14 protein-coding genes and 1 pseudogene are annotated in these 15,565 nt (G+C 74.2%); 3 read left to right on the forward strand and 12 right to left on the reverse strand.

The window, feature by feature from the left end:
• Window positions 1-29: 29 nt before the first annotated feature.
• The 9 genes and pseudogenes from JE024_RS03305 to JE024_RS42250 all read right to left on the reverse strand — a co-directional run.
• Window positions 30-1,625 carry an ABC transporter substrate-binding protein gene (locus JE024_RS03305; RefSeq protein WP_205372115.1) on the reverse strand — a complete coding sequence of 532 codons (1,596 nt, stop codon included), beginning with the start codon at window positions 1,623-1,625 and terminating at the stop codon, window positions 30-32.
• 120 nt (window positions 1,626-1,745) lie between these two features.
• The gene (locus JE024_RS03310; RefSeq protein ID WP_205372116.1) at window positions 1,746-2,822 is read right to left on the reverse strand and encodes an acyl-CoA dehydrogenase family protein; all 1,077 of its coding nucleotides are present in this window, start codon (window positions 2,820-2,822) and stop codon (window positions 1,746-1,748) included.
• Entirely contained in the window at window positions 2,819-4,000 is a 1,182-nt protein-coding gene (locus JE024_RS03315) for an acyl-CoA dehydrogenase family protein (RefSeq protein ID WP_205372117.1), read from the reverse strand. Before JE024_RS03315 ends, JE024_RS03310 begins: the two co-directional genes overlap by 4 nt.
• Window positions 3,997-4,989 (reverse strand): NADPH:quinone oxidoreductase family protein, encoded by a 993-nt coding sequence (locus JE024_RS03320; protein WP_205372118.1) that lies wholly within the window; start codon window positions 4,987-4,989, stop codon window positions 3,997-3,999. Before JE024_RS03320 ends, JE024_RS03315 begins: the two co-directional genes overlap by 4 nt.
• A 119-nt stretch (window positions 4,990-5,108) precedes the next feature.
• Window positions 5,109-5,702: a helix-turn-helix transcriptional regulator gene (locus JE024_RS03325; protein ID WP_205372119.1), complete on the reverse strand. Its 594-nt coding sequence runs from the start codon at window positions 5,700-5,702 to the stop codon at window positions 5,109-5,111.
• A 96-nt stretch (window positions 5,703-5,798) separates the two neighbouring features.
• The gene (locus tag JE024_RS03330) at window positions 5,799-6,545 is read right to left on the reverse strand and encodes a PIG-L deacetylase family protein (protein WP_205372120.1); all 747 of its coding nucleotides are present in this window, start codon (window positions 6,543-6,545) and stop codon (window positions 5,799-5,801) included.
• A gap of 241 nt (window positions 6,546-6,786) precedes the next feature.
• Window positions 6,787-8,085 carry an alpha/beta fold hydrolase gene (locus tag JE024_RS03335; protein WP_205372121.1) on the reverse strand — a complete coding sequence of 433 codons (1,299 nt, stop codon included), beginning with the start codon at window positions 8,083-8,085 and terminating at the stop codon, window positions 6,787-6,789.
• Between the two features lie 95 nt (window positions 8,086-8,180).
• A complete protein-coding gene (locus JE024_RS03340) occupies window positions 8,181-9,221 on the reverse strand; it encodes a cellulase family glycosylhydrolase (protein ID WP_372449853.1) in 1,041 nt (346 codons plus the stop codon).
• Window positions 9,201-9,665, reverse strand: a pseudogene (locus tag JE024_RS42250) (CBM35 domain-containing protein); the annotation flags it as partial. The gene JE024_RS03340 and the pseudogene JE024_RS42250, both read right to left, overlap by 21 nt.
• 237 nt (window positions 9,666-9,902) lie before the next feature.
• Here JE024_RS42250 and JE024_RS03345 point away from each other — a divergent pair.
• The 3 genes from JE024_RS03345 to JE024_RS03355 all read left to right on the forward strand — a co-directional run bounded on the left by JE024_RS03345 (window position 9,903) and on the right by JE024_RS03355 (window position 12,997).
• Window positions 9,903-11,066, forward strand: coding sequence for a betaine/proline/choline family ABC transporter ATP-binding protein (locus JE024_RS03345; protein WP_205372123.1), 1,164 nt, complete (start codon window positions 9,903-9,905; stop codon window positions 11,064-11,066).
• Between the two features lie 99 nt (window positions 11,067-11,165).
• The gene (locus tag JE024_RS03350) at window positions 11,166-12,137 is read left to right on the forward strand and encodes an acetylxylan esterase (RefSeq protein WP_205372124.1); all 972 of its coding nucleotides are present in this window, start codon (window positions 11,166-11,168) and stop codon (window positions 12,135-12,137) included.
• A 104-nt stretch (window positions 12,138-12,241) separates the two neighbouring features.
• Window positions 12,242-12,997: a cupin domain-containing protein gene (locus JE024_RS03355; protein WP_372449763.1), complete on the forward strand. Its 756-nt coding sequence runs from the start codon at window positions 12,242-12,244 to the stop codon at window positions 12,995-12,997.
• A gap of 170 nt (window positions 12,998-13,167) precedes the next feature.
• Here JE024_RS03355 and JE024_RS03360 read toward each other — a convergent pair whose 3' ends face one another.
• The 3 genes from JE024_RS03360 to JE024_RS03370 are packed head-to-tail and all read right to left on the reverse strand — an operon-like array spanning window position 13,168 to window position 15,454.
• Window positions 13,168-14,109: an ABC transporter substrate-binding protein gene (locus tag JE024_RS03360; protein WP_205372125.1), complete on the reverse strand. Its 942-nt coding sequence runs from the start codon at window positions 14,107-14,109 to the stop codon at window positions 13,168-13,170.
• Window positions 14,106-14,777, reverse strand: coding sequence for an ABC transporter permease (locus tag JE024_RS03365; RefSeq protein WP_205372126.1), 672 nt, complete (start codon window positions 14,775-14,777; stop codon window positions 14,106-14,108). The genes JE024_RS03360 and JE024_RS03365 overlap by 4 nt, the downstream gene beginning before the upstream one ends.
• Window positions 14,774-15,454, reverse strand: coding sequence for an ABC transporter permease (locus tag JE024_RS03370; RefSeq protein WP_205372127.1), 681 nt, complete (start codon window positions 15,452-15,454; stop codon window positions 14,774-14,776). Before JE024_RS03370 ends, JE024_RS03365 begins: the two co-directional genes overlap by 4 nt.
• Window positions 15,455-15,565 lie beyond the last annotated feature (111 nt).

Here is a 15,565-nt window from a genome sequence, read left to right on the forward strand (position 1 = left end):
TGCGAGCGCGCCCCAGGGAAGGCGCCGCTTCACTTGCCGGCGTCCTTGGGGGCCCACTTCTCGATGTTCCACCAGGGGCCGGAGGCCAGGCCGTGGTCGTGGGGCTCGATCTGGGTGCCGAGGCCGTCCCACTTGTCGGCGAGCACGTACACGTGGTCGATGTGGGTGAGGAAGGTGTAGCCGGGGTTCTTCACCAGTTCGCGCTGCACGGTCTCGTAGGCCGTGAGGCGGGTGGCCTTGTCACCGGACTTCCGGCCCTCCTCCAGGGCCTTGTCGACGGCCGGGTTGTCGTACCAGCCCATGTTGTTGAAGCCGTCGCCGGCGAGTTCGGACTTGAGCAGGAGGTACTGGTCGAAGTCGGGGTCGCCGGGGGCGCCGCCGCCGGCGAGGACCGCGTCGTGCTCCATGCGGGGCTCGATGACCTCCCAGGTGCCGGCCTGGGTGGTGATGTCGATGCCGGCCTTGCGGGCGTCGGAGGCGTAGGCGAGGGCGTGGTCCTGGCGCAGCTTGTCGCCGGTGAGGTACCAGAGCGGGAAGGCGGCCCGGACGCCGTCCTTGACGCGGATGCCGTCCTTGCCGGGCTTCCAGCCGGCCTCGTCGAGGATCTTCTTCGCCCCGGCGAGGTCGTGGCGGCGCTCGGTGCCCGCGGCGAACCACTCGCTGCCGGTGGGCACGGGGCCGTAGGCGGGCTTGCCGGCGCCGTTGAGGATGGAGTCGACCATGACCTGCCGGTCGACGGCGATGTCGAGGGCGCGGCGGATCGCGGTGTCGCCGGCGACCTTGTTCGGGGTCGGCAGGGTGACGGTGCGGTAGTCGTAGGTGGTGGCCCGGTGGGTCCTGCGTCCCTCGTCCTTCGCGAAGCCCTCGGCGAGGTTCGGCGGCAGGATGGCGCCGTCGAGGTCGCCGGCGCGCAGCCGGGTGGCGCGGACGTCGTCGTCCTTGATGATCGCCATGGTGAACTTCTTCACCTCCGGCTCGCCGCCCCAGTAGGTGGGGTTGGCCTTGAAGCTGAGCTTCTCGCCCTTGGACCAGCCGGTGAGGACGTAGGGGCCGGTGCCGATCGGCTCGGTGGTGAACGCGCCGGTGTTGACGTCCTGGCGGCCGGCGACGTGCTCGGGCGCGATCGGCAGGACGGTGCGCTGGGCGAAGGGCGCGTAGGGGTACTTGAGGGTGAAGACGACGGTGTCGTCGCCCGCCTTGCCGACGTCCTTCAGGGCGTCCAGCTCGGTGCGGGAGGGGTTGTTCGTCTTCTCGTCCAGGATGGTGCGGTAGGTGAAGACGACGTCGTCGGCGTCGAAGGGCTCGCCGTCGCTGAACTCGACGCCCTCGCGCAGCTTGTACGTGTAGGTGAGGCCGTCCGCGCTGACCTCGGGGAGCTCGGCGGCGAGCGCCGGACGCAGCTTCATGCCGGCGTCGTGGGCGAGCAGTCCGTCGAAGATCTTGGAGTTGCCGTCCTTGCCGTACCCGAGCAGCGGGCTCAGCGTGTCGGGCTCGTAGGCGATGCCGACGACAGCGGTGTCGCCCGCGCCCTGCCCGTCCGTGCCGCCGGACGGATTGGCGCAGGCCGCCGCGCCGAGTACCAGCGCGGCGACCGGCGCCACGGTCCGTATGGATCGGGCCGTCATGCTCCCACCCCTGTTGAAGATCAGCCGTTATTGCAAACCGGTGGCAATTAAACAGCACGTAAAGGGTGGTCCGGAACAGGGGGTGTTACGGGTGGGACGGGCGGTCCGTCCCACCCGCCGCTACGGGGCGTCGAGGCCGACGAGCCCGGCCAGCCGCTCCTTGTGCCGGCCGGGGGTGCCGTAGGCGATCTCGTCGGCCTTGGCGCGCTTGAGGTAGAGGTGCGCGGGATGCTCCCAGGTCATGCCGATGCCGCCGTGCAACTGGACGCACTCCTCGGCCGCGTGCACCGCCACCCGGGAGCAGTACGCCTGGGCGACGGCGGCCAGCAGCGCCGCCTCCCCGCTGCCGGTGGCGAGGGCGTCGGCGGCGGCCCGGGCGGCCGCCCGGGCCGACACGACCTCCAGCCACAGCTGGGCCATCCGGTGCTTGAGGGCCTGGAAGGAGCCGACGGGACGGTTGAACTGGTGGCGCTCCCGGGTGTGCCGGACGGTCTCCTCCAGGCACCACTCGGCGATGCCGAGCTGCTCGGAGGCGAGCAGCCCCGCGCCGGTGAGCAGTCCGCGGCGCACCGCGGCCTCGCCGTCCGCCCGGCCGGCCAGCAGCGTGCCCGTGCCCTCGGACACGGTGACGGCGGCGAGCGGCCGGGTCAGGTCGAGCGCGGTCTGCGGCTCCACCCCGGCGTCCGCGCGGTCCACCGCGTACAGCCCGTCGCCGCGGAGCACCAGCAGCACATCGGCTCCGGCGGCGTCCGCGACCCCGGTGACCCGTCCGGCCGCCGGCAGCGGCCCGTCGGGGGCCGTGGACAGCGGCACCGCGAGCACGGCGGTGCGCCGCCCTGCGGCCAGGTCGCCGAGGAGCGCGGCGGCGGCGTCCGCCTCGTCGCCCAGCGCCAGCAGGGCCGCCGTCGCCACGACCGAGCTGGTCAGGAAGGGGGCGGGCACACAGCCTCGGCCCAGTTCCTCCAGGACGACGGCGGCCTCGCGGTGGCTCGCCCCCTGGCCGCCCCGCTTCTCGGGCACCAGCAGCCCGGCGGCGCCGACCTCGGTGGCGAGCGCCTGCCAGAGGGCCCCGTCGACGGGGCTGCCGCTCTCGGCCCGTCCGCCGGTGAGGGCGGCCGGGTCGGCGCGGGCGGTGAGCAGGGAGCGCACGGCGGCCCGCAGGTCGCTCTCGTCCTCGGTGTAGAGCAGGTCGGTCATCGGGCGAGGTCCTTCCAGGCGATGTCCTTGTCGTTGCGCGGTTCGGCGGGCAGCCCGAGGACGCGTTCGGCGACGATGTTGAGCAGCACCTCGGTGGTGCCGCCCTCGATGGAGTTGCCCTTGGAGCGCAGGTAGCGGTAGCCGGCCTCGCGTCCGGTGAAGTCGACCAGCTCGGGCCTGCGCAGCGTCCAGTCGTCGTACAGCAGCCCCTCCTCGCCGAGGAGTTCGACCTCCAGGCCGCTGATCTCCTGGTTGAGGCGGGCGAACGCGAGCTTCATCGCGCTGCCCTCGGGGCCGGGCTGCCCGGCGACGAGCTGCTGGCGCAGCCGCTCCCCCGCGAGGCGGGCGACCTCGGCCTCGACCCAGAGGGTCAGCAGGCGCTGGTGCAGGTCGTGGGTGCGCAGCTCGGGGCGTTCGCGCCAGGTCCGGGAGACGGGGCCGATCATGCCGCCCTCGCGCGGGATGCGGCTGCCGCCGATGGAGACCCGCTCGTTCATCAGCGTGGTCTGGGCGACCTTCCAGCCCTCCCCCACCGCGCCGAGCCGGTGGGCGTCGGGGATGCGCACATCGGTGAGGAAGACCTCGTTGAACTCCGCCTCGCCGGTGATCTGGCGCAGTGGCCTGACCTCGACGCCCGGGTCCGTCATGTCGCAGACGAAGTAGGTGATGCCGCGGTGCTTGGGGAGGTCGGGGTCGGTGCGGGCGATGAGGATCGCCCACCGTGCGACGTGCGCGCTGGAGGTCCACACCTTCTGGCCGTTGACGATCCAGTCGTCGCCGTCGCGGACGGCACGGGTGCCGAGGGCCGCGAGGTCGGAGCCGGCGCCGGGCTCGGAGAAGAGCTGGCACCAGACCTCGTCGCCCACCCACAGCGGGGGCAGGAAGCGGCTCCTGACCTCGTCGGAGCCGTACTGGAGCAGCGTCGGCGCGGCCATGCCGAGGCCGATGCCGATGCGGCGGGGGTCGTTGTCGGGGGCGCCGGCGGCGGCGAGTTCGGCGTCGACGACGGCCTGGAGGGAGCGCGGGGCGCCCAGGCCGCCGAGGGCCTGCGGGTAGTGGACCCAGGCCAGTCCGGCGTCGAAGCGGGCGCGCAGGAACTCGGCGCGCCCGGTGGTGGCCGGCGGATGGGCGGCGAGCAGGTCCGCGACGCGGGTGCGCAGGTCGGCGGCGTCGGTCATCGCGCTTCTCCTTCTGCCGGTGCGGCGGGGGCGCCCGCCGGGAGGACGACGAGGCGGCCGGTGGTCGTGCCGTCGGCGACCCGCTGGACGGCGGACGGCGCGTCGGCGAACGGGACGCGTTCGCTCACCAGCGGCTTGATGAGGCCCTTGGCCGCGTACTCGGTCAGGGTGCGGTGGCAGCGGCCGATGGAGGCCGGGTCCTTGAGGGCGTACAGGCCCCAGTGCAGGCCGAGGATCGAGTAGTTCTTGACGAGCGCGTGGTTCAGCGCCGGCGCGGGGATGTCGCCGCTGGCGAAGCCGACCACGACGATGCGGCCCTCGAAGGCGACGCACTTGGCGGACTTGGCGTAGGCGTCGCCGCCCACCGGGTCGTAGACCACGTCCGCGCCCCGGCCGCCGGTGGCCTCCTTGACCGCGGCGACGATGTCCTCGGAGCGGCGGTCCACGACCACGTCGCAGCCGAGTTCGCGGGCGACGGCCGCCTTCTCGGGGCCGCCGACGACGCCGATGACCCGTGCTCCGGCGGCCTTGCCGAGCTGGACGGCGGCGCTGCCGACGCCGCCCGCGGCGGCGTGCACCAGGAGGGTCTCGCCCTCCTTCAGGGCGGCCCTGCGGTGCAGCCCGAACCAGCCGGTCTGGTAGCCGATGTGCAGGGCCGCCGCCTCCGCGTCGTCCAGGGCGTCCGGCGCGGGCAGCAGCGCCGCGCTGTCGGCGACGACGTACTCGGCGAGGCCGCCGTGCGGCAGCGCGGGGTTGGCGATCACCCGGCGGCCGTCCTCGGTCTCGCCGCAGATCTCGACGCCGGGGGTGAACGGCAGCGGCGGGCGGACCTGGTACCGGCCGCGGCACAGCAGCGCGTCGGGGAAGTTGATGTTCGCGGCGCGCACGCGCAGCAGTTGCTGCCCCTCGCCGGGCACCGGCCTGTCCACCTCGTCGAGCTGCATCACCTCGCTCGGCTCGCCGTTGCGGTGCACTCGCCATGCCTGCATTTCGGGGCCTCCCACCAGCCATAGGGCAGTACGGGCAGTACTGTGCTGCGCTCCGCATACTAAGCGGTCGCTTGCCACCCCGTGAAGCCCCCGGCCCGCCGGGGGCACCACAACCCCGTCTACCGCTCCTTCGCCGGGCGGGCCCTGACGTGCATCCGCTCGCCCTGGGGGCCGAAGAGGCTGAGAAACTCCACCGGCGCGTCGTCGGCCGTGCCGAACCAGTGCGGCACCCGGGTGTCGAACTCGGCGGCCTCCCCCTCCGTCAGCACCACGTCGTGGTCCCCGAGCAGCAGCCGCAGCCGCCCGGAGAGCACGTAGAGCCACTCGTAGCCCTCGTGGGTGCGCTGCTCGCACGGCTCGGACGTGGGCCGGTAGACCCCCTTGTACGCCTGGAGCCCGCCCGGGCGGCTGGTGAGCGGGTACAGCGTCCGGTGGCCGCGCACGACCGGCTTGGACCGCACCCGCGGGTCCCCCACCGGCGGCGCGCCGACCAGTTCGTCGAGCGGCACCTGGTGGGCCCTCGCGATGGGCAGCAGCAGTTCCAGGCTCGGCCTGCGCCCGCCGGACTCCAGCCGGGACAGGGTGCTCACGGAGATCCCGGTGGCCTCGGAGAGCGCGCCGAGGGTGGCGCCCCGCTCGCGGCGGATCCGGCGGAGCCGGGGGCCCACCTCGTTCAGTACGGCGTCGAGCCGCGCGTCGTCTTCGTCGTTCATGCGCCCATGGTCACGCCATCCTTGCCGGAACGGCAAGCACGGTTGTCGATCCCGCACGCGGGCCCGCACCCGGGCAGCGGGCCGCCCGCCCGGCCGTCAGCGCGGGAAGAGCTCGAAGGCGACCGCGGGACGCCCGCCGAACCGCGGCGCGGTGGCCTCGGCCATGGACGTGAGGAACGAACGGCAGTACTCCTGCGGGTCCTGCTCGGTCAGGCCCTCGATGTAGGCGCGGTGCTCCAGCAGCGAGCGCACCGAGCGGTCGAGGCCGGGCCGCGCGTCCACGGCGTGGGTGGGCGTCGTCGAGCCGGCCACCGCCACCCAGCGGACCCCGTCCCAGGGCTGGAGCCCCTCCTCGGCCGCGAGCTCCGGGAAGATCCAGCGGTTGCCCGCGTCGGACGCGGCGTCGAGCGCCGCCCGGCCGACGGCACGGTGGTCGGGGGTGTTCCACGCCGTGCCGCCCCAGGTGTCCCGGTGGTTGAGGGTGATGACCAGCTCCGGCCGGTGCCTGCGGACGGCCGCCGCGATGTCCTTGCGCAGCGCCGTCCCGTACTCGACGACGCCGTCCCGGTGGTCGAGGAACTCCACGGCGGACACGCCGACGACCGCCGCGCTCGCCCGCTGCTCCCGCTCGCGCAGCGGGGCGGCGACGGCGGGCGCGACGGAGTCGATGCCCGCCTCGCCCCGGGTCGCGAGCAGGTAGACCACCTCCTTGCCCTGGTCCGTCCACCCGGCGATCGCCGCCGCGCAGCCGTACTCCAGGTCGTCGGGGTGGGCGACGACGGCCAGGGCCCGCTGCCAGTCGCCGGGCATCTCCGCGAGCTGTTCGGTGACATGTTCGGTCATAGGCGCAGAATACGCCCGAAGCACGCCGCCCCACGGCCCGTGCCGCACCTCCACCCGGGGCCGGGCGCCCCGCGGCCGAGGCCGGTCCCACCGCCCGCGCGCGCCGACCGGGGCCGGGCCACCCGCACCCCTCACCGCGCCGGCGCCCCGCCGGACGACCCTCGCCCGGGGCCGCCCCGCCGGACAGCCCGCGGCCGGGGGCCGCCGGCGTCCGCCCGCCCGGGGCCGCCCCGCCGTCTCGTCAGGCCTCGTCGCGGGCCAGGGAGATGAGCCGGTCCAGCACCCGGGTGCCGCTCGCCCGCACCCCGTCGTGCTCGTACTCGTCGGTCACCCACGTCCGCAGTCCGCGCACGGCGCGGGCGGTGCGCAGGGAGTCGGCGGTGTCGACGTACATGTCGTCGTGGTAGACCGCCGCCGCGACCGGCACCTCGTTGGCGGCGAGGCGCCGCGGGTCGTACAGCGCCGGCCAGTCGGTGCGCGCGGCGAGCAGCTCGGCGCACTCGCGCAGCGGGCGCAGCGCGGGGTCGGTCTCGAAGTGCCAGGGGTGCACGGTCTCGCCCGTGAACAGCAGCGGTTCGCCGCCGTCGTACGCCCGGGCCGCGTCGAACTCGGGGAACTCCGCGCGCACCCGCTCCGCCGCCCAGCCGGTCGGCCGGCCGCCCTGCGCGTAGATCGCCTCGTGCAGCACGGCGTAGAGCGGCCGGGCCGCGAAGGAGAGCACCGGGCGCACGGCCTCCAGGAAGGCGTCCGACAGCTCGTGGCCGGCGGCGGTGGGGACGAAGGCGTTCTCCAGCAGGTAGTGGAGCTGGTGGCTGCCGTCGCCGCCGCCGAGCACGATGCCGAGCGACTGGAACGCCTCGGGGGTGAGGGTGTGGCCGCCGGGCAGCGTCGCCGGCCGCTCGGCGAGGTGGGTGACGATCCGCCGGGCGCGCTCCACGTCCTGCGGGTAACGGGCGTAGTGGGCCTCCACCTTGCGCCGGATCCGCGGATACGCGGCGCGGTAGACGTCGTCGGCGTGGGCGTCGAGGGACGGCAGCCCGCCGGTGATCAGCACGGTGGACAGGCCCTCGGGCGCGGTGGACAGGTAGTGGGTGGCGCAGAAGCCGCCGAAGCTCTGGCCGAGGACCGTCCAGGGCGCCCCGCCGGTGAGCCGCCGCCGGACGGCCTCGCAGTCGCGGACGATCGCGTCGGCGCGGAACAGCGCGAGGTGGGCGGCCTGCTCGGCCGGGCCGCCGCGCAGGGGGAGCGTCTGGCGGTTCAGCGGGGTGGACCGCCCGGTGCCGCGCTGGTCGAGCAGCAGGACGCGGAAGTCGCGCACGGCCCGCGCGAGCCACGCCTGCGCCCCGGTGAACCTGCGGGCGGCGCTGCCCGGCCCGCCCTCCAGGTAGACCAGCCAGGGCAGTTGGTCCGCGTCCCGTCCGGTGCCGGTGACCTCCCGGGCGTAGAGCTCGATCTGCTCGCCGGCCGGCTCGTCGTGGTCGAGGGGGACGGTGAAGCGGTGGTCGGTGAGGACGACCCCCGGCTGCCGGTAGCTTGCCACTGCTGCTCCTGATGTGCCCTGTGTCCGGTACGCCCCCGCCCGCCCAGTGGATCACACCGGGCGGGCGGGGGTCACGGAGGGCCGGGGCCCGCGGGTCAGCCGGTGGGGAAGCTGTCCGGGGTCCTGATCCGGTCGCGGACCCACACACCGGCGGGCTTCAGCGAGGACGTGCCCGTCCAGGGGCCGTTGTTCGCGCACGTGCCGGTCTTGAACACGGCGCCGGAGCGGTGGTCGTCGGAGAAGTTCCAGTTGACCCAGGAGATCTTCTTGCTCGCCATCAGGTCGAGGTAGCGCTGCGCCATGGCGAAGTCGTCGGCGTCCTCACCGGCGTAGTTCTGGGTGCCGAACTCGGTGACGAAGACCGGGAGCCGGTCGGCGGCCCGGGAGAGGGTGTTCAGGTACTCCTCGCGGTGGGACGCCGCGTAGAAGTGGAAGGTGTACATGATGTTCGCGGCGGCCACGGGGCTGTTGACCACCTCGTTCTCGTCGCTGCCCTCGGACACGCCGAAGGACGACCAGGCGCGGGTGCCGACGAGCACCGGAGTCTCCGGGTCGTGCTGCCGGATGACGGGGATGAGCTGCTCCGCGTAGCTCTTGATCCGCGACCAGCTCACGCCGCTGGGCTCGTTGGCGATCTCGTACAGCAGGTTCGTCTTCGTGTTGTGCCGCTGGGCGATCTCGGTGAAGAACGTCCTGGCCATGGCGAGGTTGTGGTGGGGGTCGCCGGGGCTGAGCATGTGCCAGTCCACGATCACGTACATGCCGCGCGCGGTGGCCTGGTCGATCAGCGAGTGGGCGAGGTCGGTGAAGCGGCGCGGGTCGGTCTCGTAGCCGTCCTCCTGCACATAGGTGGAGACCCGCAGGACGTCGGCGTTCCAGTCGGTGGCGAGCGCGTTCAGCGAGCCGCCGGTGAGGCACTGGCCGTACCACTGGGTGCCGTGGCTGCTCATGCCGCGGAGCTGGATCGGCTTGCCGTACTGGTTGCAGAGCTTGGTGCCGCAGACCCGGAGCTGTCCGTTGACGGCGGCGGGGGTGGAGGCCACCGGGCCGCCGGTGTCGACCGAGAGGTGGTCCACGTTGGGGCCGCCGGCCGAGGTGGTCGCGGTGGCGCGGACGGTGTTGGCGCCCGCCTTCACGTCGGTGGTGAGGGTCACCGTGGACCAGGACGCCCAGGAGCCGGTGGAGGGGAAGGCACGGTCGTCGGCGACGAGGACGCCGTTGACGGTGATGTCCATCGGGCGGGACGCGGCCGTGCCGTTGGCGTACCGCAGGGTGAGGGTGGCCCGTCCCGCCTGGGCGGTGTCGACGGCCCACTGGACGTGGCCGCCCTGCACGTTGTCGTAGTTGACGAAGCCGCTGCCCGTGTAGCCGGCGTGGTTGGACTCGACGACGCCGCGCGAGACGACGGCGTTCTCCGCCTCGTGGGCGACGGCGGCCGCGGGGGCGGCGGCCGGGGATGCGGGCGCGGCGGTGGGGGCGGACGCCGGGGCGGCCGGGGCGGTGACCAGGGTCAGGGTCAGCGCGGCGGCCAGGACGCCGACGCCGCTGAACGGGCGGGTGAAGAACCGTGCCGGTCTCATGGGGGGTCTCCGTTGGCTGGGCGGATGGGGCCGGACAGAACCGATGCATCGGAAGCCAGACGGACGGCCGGGGCCGGGCGCCTGATTGGAAGGAAACTTTCCTAACGGAATGGAATAGCAGGGGTGCACGGCGCTCGGCAAGGGAGTCGGCGAATCCCGTCGTCGGAGCCCGGGGCACCGGACCCGTACGGTCCGGGCCCGTGTGCGCCGCCGCACGGGCGCTCGTAGCGTGGGGGCGTGATCCGGTTCGAGCAGGTCGGCAAGGTGTACGCGGACGGCACGACCGCCGTCGACGGCCTCTCCTTCGAGGTCGCCGAGGGCGAACTGGTCACCCTGGTGGGCCCGTCGGGCTGCGGCAAGACGACGACCATGATGATGGTCAACCGCCTCATCGAGCCGACCACCGGCCGGATCCTGGTCGACGGCTCCGACATCGCCACCGTCGACCCGGTGGAACTGCGCCGCCGCATCGGCTACGTGATCCAGCAGGTCGGCCTCTTCCCGCACCGCACCGTGCTGGACAACACCGCGACCGTCCCTGCCCTGCTCGGCTGGAAGCGGGCCCGCGCCCGCGCGCGGGCGGCCGAGCTCCTGGAACTGGTCGGCCTCGACCCCGCCGTGTACGGCGGGCGGTACCCGGCGCAGCTCTCCGGGGGCCAGCGCCAGCGGGTGGGCGTGGCCCGCGCGCTGGCGGCGGACCCGCCGGTGCTGCTGATGGACGAACCCTTCGGGGCGGTGGACCCGGTGGTGCGCGAGCGCCTCCAGAACGAGTTCCTCGCCCTCCAGTCGGCCGTCCGCAAGACGATCCTGATGGTCACCCACGACATCGAGGAGGCGGTCCGGATGGGCGACCGGATCGCGGTGTACGGGCAGGGCAGGATCGAGCAGCTCGACACACCCCGCGCCGTGCTCGGCACCCCGGCCACCCCGTACGTCGCCGGCTTCGTGGGCGCCGACCGCGGGCTGAAGCGGCTGTCGGTGACCGCCGTGGAGGCCGCCGACCTGGAGCAGCCGCCCGTCGCCCCGCTCGGCGAGTCCGCCTCCCGCGCCGCCGCCCGGCTGCGGGACGCGGGCGCCCGCTGGGCGGTGGTCACCGACGGCGGCGGCGCCCTGCACGGCTGGGTGTCGGCCGGCGCCCTGGCCCACGCGGGCGGGCGGGGCACGGTCGGCGACCTCGCCCGGCGGATGGACGCGTGGGTGCCCCTCGGGGCGCCGCTGAAGCAGGCGTTCAGCGAGATGCTCCAGCACGACGCCGGCTGGGTCGCCGTCCTGGACGGCGACCGCTTCCTCGGCGTCCTCACCCCCGCCCGCCTGCACGAGGCGCTGCGCCGCTCGGTCGACGCGGATGCCCGGGGCCTGGCCCGCGACGAGGTCGCGTTCGACTCCGTCCCGGAGTCCTGAGCCGCCCGCGGCCGCGGACGACCGTCACCCGGACGGCACTTGCCCCGGCGCCGGGAGCCGTGTTGATCTGCTCCTTCGACCCACCGAAGGCGGTTTTCCATGGCCCTGTTCGATCTCCCCCTCGACGAGCTGCGCGAGTACCGCAGCACATCGGCCGCCCCGGCCGACTTCGACGCGTTCTGGACGAAGACGCTGGACGACGCCCGCTCCCACGACCTCGCGGCGCGCTTCGAACGCGTCGACTCCCCCCTGAGATCGGTGGAGGTGCACGACGTCACCTTCGCCGGTTTCGGCGGACACCCCGTGAAGGGCTGGCTGGTGCTGCCCGCGGGGACCACCCGCCCGGTGCCCGTGGTCGTCGAGTTCCTCGGCTACGGCGGCGGGCGCGGGCTGTCGCACACCCATCTGCTGTGGGCGTCGGCGGGCTTCGCGCACTTCGTGATGGACACCCGCGGGCAGGGCAGCGGCTGGGCTCCCGGGGACACCCCCGACCCGGTCGGCAGCGCGCCGTCCGTCCCCGGCTTCATGACCCGGGGCATCGAGGACCCGCACGACTACTACTACCGCCGGGTGTTCACGGACGCCGTCCGTGCCGTCGAGGCTGCGCGGTCCCACCCGCTGACGGACGCGGCGCGGACGGCGGCGGTGGGCGAGAGCCAGGGCGGCGGCATCTCGCTCGCCGTCAGCGGCCTGGTCCCCGACCTGGCGGCCGTCGCCCCGGACGTGCCGTTCCTGTGCGACTTCCCCCGCGCCACCACGCTCACCGACCGCCACCCCTACCGGGAGGTGGGCAACTGGCTGAAGACCCACCGGGGCCGCTCCGAGCGGGCGGCGCGCACCCTGGCGTACTTCGACGGCGTGCACTTCGCGGCCCGGGCGAACGCCCCGTCGCTGTTCTCGGTGGCGCTGGAGGACGAGACCTGCCCGCCGTCCACGGTGTTCGCGGCGTTCAACGCGTACGCCGCCGCGGACAAGTCGATCGAGGTCTACGACTTCAACGACCACGAGGGCGGCGGCGTCTTCCAGGAGGCCGCACGGCTCGCCTGGCTGCCGGGGCGTCTCGGCGCCTGACGCGCCGGGGCCCGCGAGGGCCCCTTGACCGAGGGTGCCGCCGGGCCTAGATTGCCGGTGCGAAAGCGCTTTCTACGGCGCGGCGGCGCCTGCCGAGGAGACCTGTGGTGACTGCGCACACCCTGCCCCTCCCTTACGACGGCCTGCCCGGCGGCACCGGGATCTCGCGGCTGCGGGTCTACGACTGGCCCGCCGCCGACGGCCTGAGCGGCGGCACCCCGCACCTCCACCTGACCTGCTCGGAGGCGTACGCGGTGACCGGCGGCCGCGGCGCCGTGCAGACGCTGACCGCGGCCGGCTTCACCCGCACGCCCCTGGAGCCGGGCTCGCTCGTCTGGTTCACCCCCGGGACCATCCACCGGCTGGTCAACGAGGGCGGTCTGACGATCATCGTCCTCATGCAGAACTGCGGACTCCCCGAGGCGGGCGACGCCGTGATGACGCTCCCGCCGCCCTGCCTCGCCGACCCGGAGCGCTACCGGAAGGCGGTGGCGCTCCCCGCCGGGGCGGACGAAGAGGAACTCGCGGCCGCCGCCCGGCGCCGCCGCGATCTGGCGATGGAGGGGTACTCGGAGCTGCGCGCCGCCACCGAGGCGGGCGACCCGGAGCCGCTCGCCGCGTTCCACCGCGCCGCCGGTGAGCTGGTGCGGGCGCTCGCGCCGGGGTGGCACGAGCGCTGGCGGCAGGGGGCAGCGGCGGCCTCGGCGGCGACCGGGGCGCAGCTCGACCGGCTGGCCGCGGGCGACACGTCCTATCTCGCCGACGCCCGGGTCCGTGCCGAACGGCCCGTGCCCGGCGGGCGATTCGGCATGTGCGGGCGGCTGGACGTCTACGACCTGGACGGGCCGCCCACCGGCTGACGGGCACCGGGGCCGGACAGCGGCACGGGCACGGACCCGGGAGCGGGAACGAACCCGGCAACGGGCACGGGAACGGGTACGGGCACGAACACCGGCACGAACACGGGCCCCGGCACCCGGGCGCACCGGCACGAACACGGGCACGGGCACCGGCACCCGGGCGCACCGGCTCAGTCCAGCAGGCCCTTCGAGGTGAGGTAGTTCCTGGCGACGTCCTCGGGGAGCCGCCGCCAGCTGTCGACCTGTTGGTTGAGGCGGGCCAGGTCGGCGGTGGTGAGCACGGTGTTGAGACGGTCCAGCACACGGGTCGGACCGCTGCCGCCCGCCCGCGCCCGGTTGACCACGGGCACGATGTGGTCCGCGTTCTGGAGGCGCTTGTCGTCGGCGAGCAGCACCAGGCCGAACTCGTCGAGGGTGGCGTCGGTGGTCGTGGTGAGCACCATCTGGTCGTCGCCGCGCCGGACCGCCTGCTTGGCCTGGGTGGTGCCGACGCCCTTGGGGTCGACGGCCGTGACGTCGATGCCGTACGTCCTGCGCAGACCCGGGGCGCAGTAGGGGCGGCGGACGCACTCGTCGCCGGCCGCGAGCCGCACCGGCTGCCCCGAGCGCCCCAGATCGCTGAGGGTGCGCAGGCGGTGCTTGGCGGCGTACTCGCGGGTGACGGCGAAGGCGTTCTGGTCCACGGCCCGTCCGGGGTCGAGCACGGTGAGGCCGCGCGGTGCGGCGAGGGCGCGCAGCGCGGTCATGGTGGCGCCGAGGTCGGGTGAGCCCGCGGGCGGCGCGTCGGGGCCGTGGACCTTGGCGGCGAGCCAGTCGGCGAAGGTGGCGGCGTACTCGGCCACCACGTCGATCTGCCCGTTCTCCAGGGCCGGCTCGTACAGTTCGCGGTTGGTGACGGACAGGATCTCGGTCCGGTACCCGGCGTCGCGCAGCAGCAGGGAGTACATCCGGGCGAGCAGCTCGCTCTCGGTGAATCCGGCCGTCCCCACCGTCAGCCGCCGGCTGTCGCCGGGGGCGGCGGTGATCTCGCCCCGGTTCTCCAGCGACGGGCCGGTGGCGCAGGCGCCGGCCGCGAGGAGCGCCGCCGCCGCGAGCGCGAGACGCGCTCTCACGCGGCACTCCCGCCCCGGCGCGGGGCCAGCCGCCGCGCCGCCTCGAACAGCGCCTCCACGACCAGGGCCAGGGCCGCCACCAGCACCGCTCCGGCGACGACCTGCGGGGTGGAGGCGAGGTTGAAGCCCGCGGTGATGACGCGGCCGAGTCCGCCGCCGCCGGCGAGCGCCGCGATGGTGGCGGTGGCGACGAGCTGCACGGCGGCGATCCGCAGTCCGGTGACGATCAGCGGCATGGCGAGCGGCAGTTCGACACGGACGAGGGTCTGCGTACCCGTCATCCCCATGCCCCGGGCGGCCCGGACGACGTCCCGGTCGACGCCGCGCATGCCGACGTAGGCGTTGGTGAGCAGCGGCGGCACGGCGAAGAGCACCAGGGCGATGACGGTGGGCCAGGAGCCGTAGGCGCCGACGGGGCTGAGCAGCAGCAGCACGAGGACGGCGAAGGTGGGCACGGCACGGCCGGCGTTGGAGATGTTGACGGCGAGCGCGCCGCCCCTGCCGAGGTGCCCGAGGACGAGGGCGACGGGCAGGGCGATCAGGCAGCTCAGGGCGAGGCAGACGGCGGTGAGGTAGAGGTGTTCGGCCAGCCGCTGCCCGATGCCGCCGTCCCCCGCCCAGTTGGCGCCGGTGGTGAGCCAGTCCCAGGTGTCCGCGAGGGTGTTCACGCGGCGCCCTTGCGGGTCCACGGCGTCAGCGCCCGCTGGATCAGCAGCAGCACGAGGTCGGCGGCGACGGCGATGACGACGCAGAGCACGGACGCGGTGAGCACCTGGGCCTTGAAGTAGGTGTTCATCCCGGCGTAGATGAGATTGCCGAGCCCGCCGTGTCCGACGATGGCCCCGATGGTAACCAGGGAGACGGCGGAGACGGTGGCGATGCGCAGTCCGGCCATGGCCGCGGGCAGCGCCAGCGGCAGTTCGACCGCGCACAGCAGGCGCACGGGACCGTAGCCCATGCCGCGCGCGGCCTGCCGGGTCTCCTCCGGCACGGCGCGCAGTCCGGCGAGGATGTTGCGCACCAGCAGGGTGAGCGAGTAGAGGACGAGGCCGGCGACGACGAGCGCGGCGGAGAGCCCGTAGACGGGCAGCAGCAGCGAGAACATCGCCAGCGAGGGGATGGTGTAGAGGATCGTCGTGAGGCCGAGGACGGGGGCCGCGGCCCATCCCCAGCGGCGTGCGGCGACGGCGAGCGGGACGGCGAGGACGAGCCCGATGAGCACCGCGAGGAAGGTGAGCCGCAGATGCTGGAGCACCGCGTCGGTCAGGATCTGGCCGCGGCTGGACAGATAGTCGCCGCAGATCCATTCGTTGCGCGCGAGGCAGTCGTCGGGGGGCGCCGTCATCTGTCCATTGCAGCGTCGGCACGGCGGGGGCGCGCGCTGGGTTGCGCCTTTCCAGGAGCAATGAAAGGCCGGAGGGAGGTCACCGGAGCCGGCGCGGAGGGAAATGCGGCC

This window comes from Streptomyces zhihengii (assembly GCF_016919245.1).
Taxonomy (GTDB): domain Bacteria; phylum Actinomycetota; class Actinomycetes; order Streptomycetales; family Streptomycetaceae; genus Streptomyces; species Streptomyces zhihengii.

Excerpts from the sequence above, each read along its gene's own strand:
- JE024_RS03305 (WP_205372115.1), bottom strand. The coding sequence starts at position 1,625 with ATGACGGCCCGATCCATACGGACCGTGGCGCCGGTCGCCGCGCTGGTA.
- JE024_RS03310 (WP_205372116.1), bottom strand. The coding sequence starts at position 2,822 with ATGACCGACCTGCTCTACACCGAGGACGAGAGCGACCTGCGGGCCGCC.
- JE024_RS03315 (WP_205372117.1), bottom strand. The coding sequence starts at position 4,000 with ATGACCGACGCCGCCGACCTGCGCACCCGCGTCGCGGACCTGCTCGCC.
- JE024_RS03320 (WP_205372118.1), bottom strand. The coding sequence starts at position 4,989 with ATGCAGGCATGGCGAGTGCACCGCAACGGCGAGCCGAGCGAGGTGATG.
- JE024_RS03325 (WP_205372119.1), bottom strand. The coding sequence starts at position 5,702 with ATGAACGACGAAGACGACGCGCGGCTCGACGCCGTACTGAACGAGGTG.
- JE024_RS03330 (WP_205372120.1), bottom strand. The coding sequence starts at position 6,545 with ATGACCGAACATGTCACCGAACAGCTCGCGGAGATGCCCGGCGACTGG.
- JE024_RS03350 (WP_205372124.1), top strand. The coding sequence starts at position 11,166 with ATGGCCCTGTTCGATCTCCCCCTCGACGAGCTGCGCGAGTACCGCAGC.
- JE024_RS03370 (WP_205372127.1), bottom strand. The coding sequence starts at position 15,454 with ATGACGGCGCCCCCCGACGACTGCCTCGCGCGCAACGAATGGATCTGC.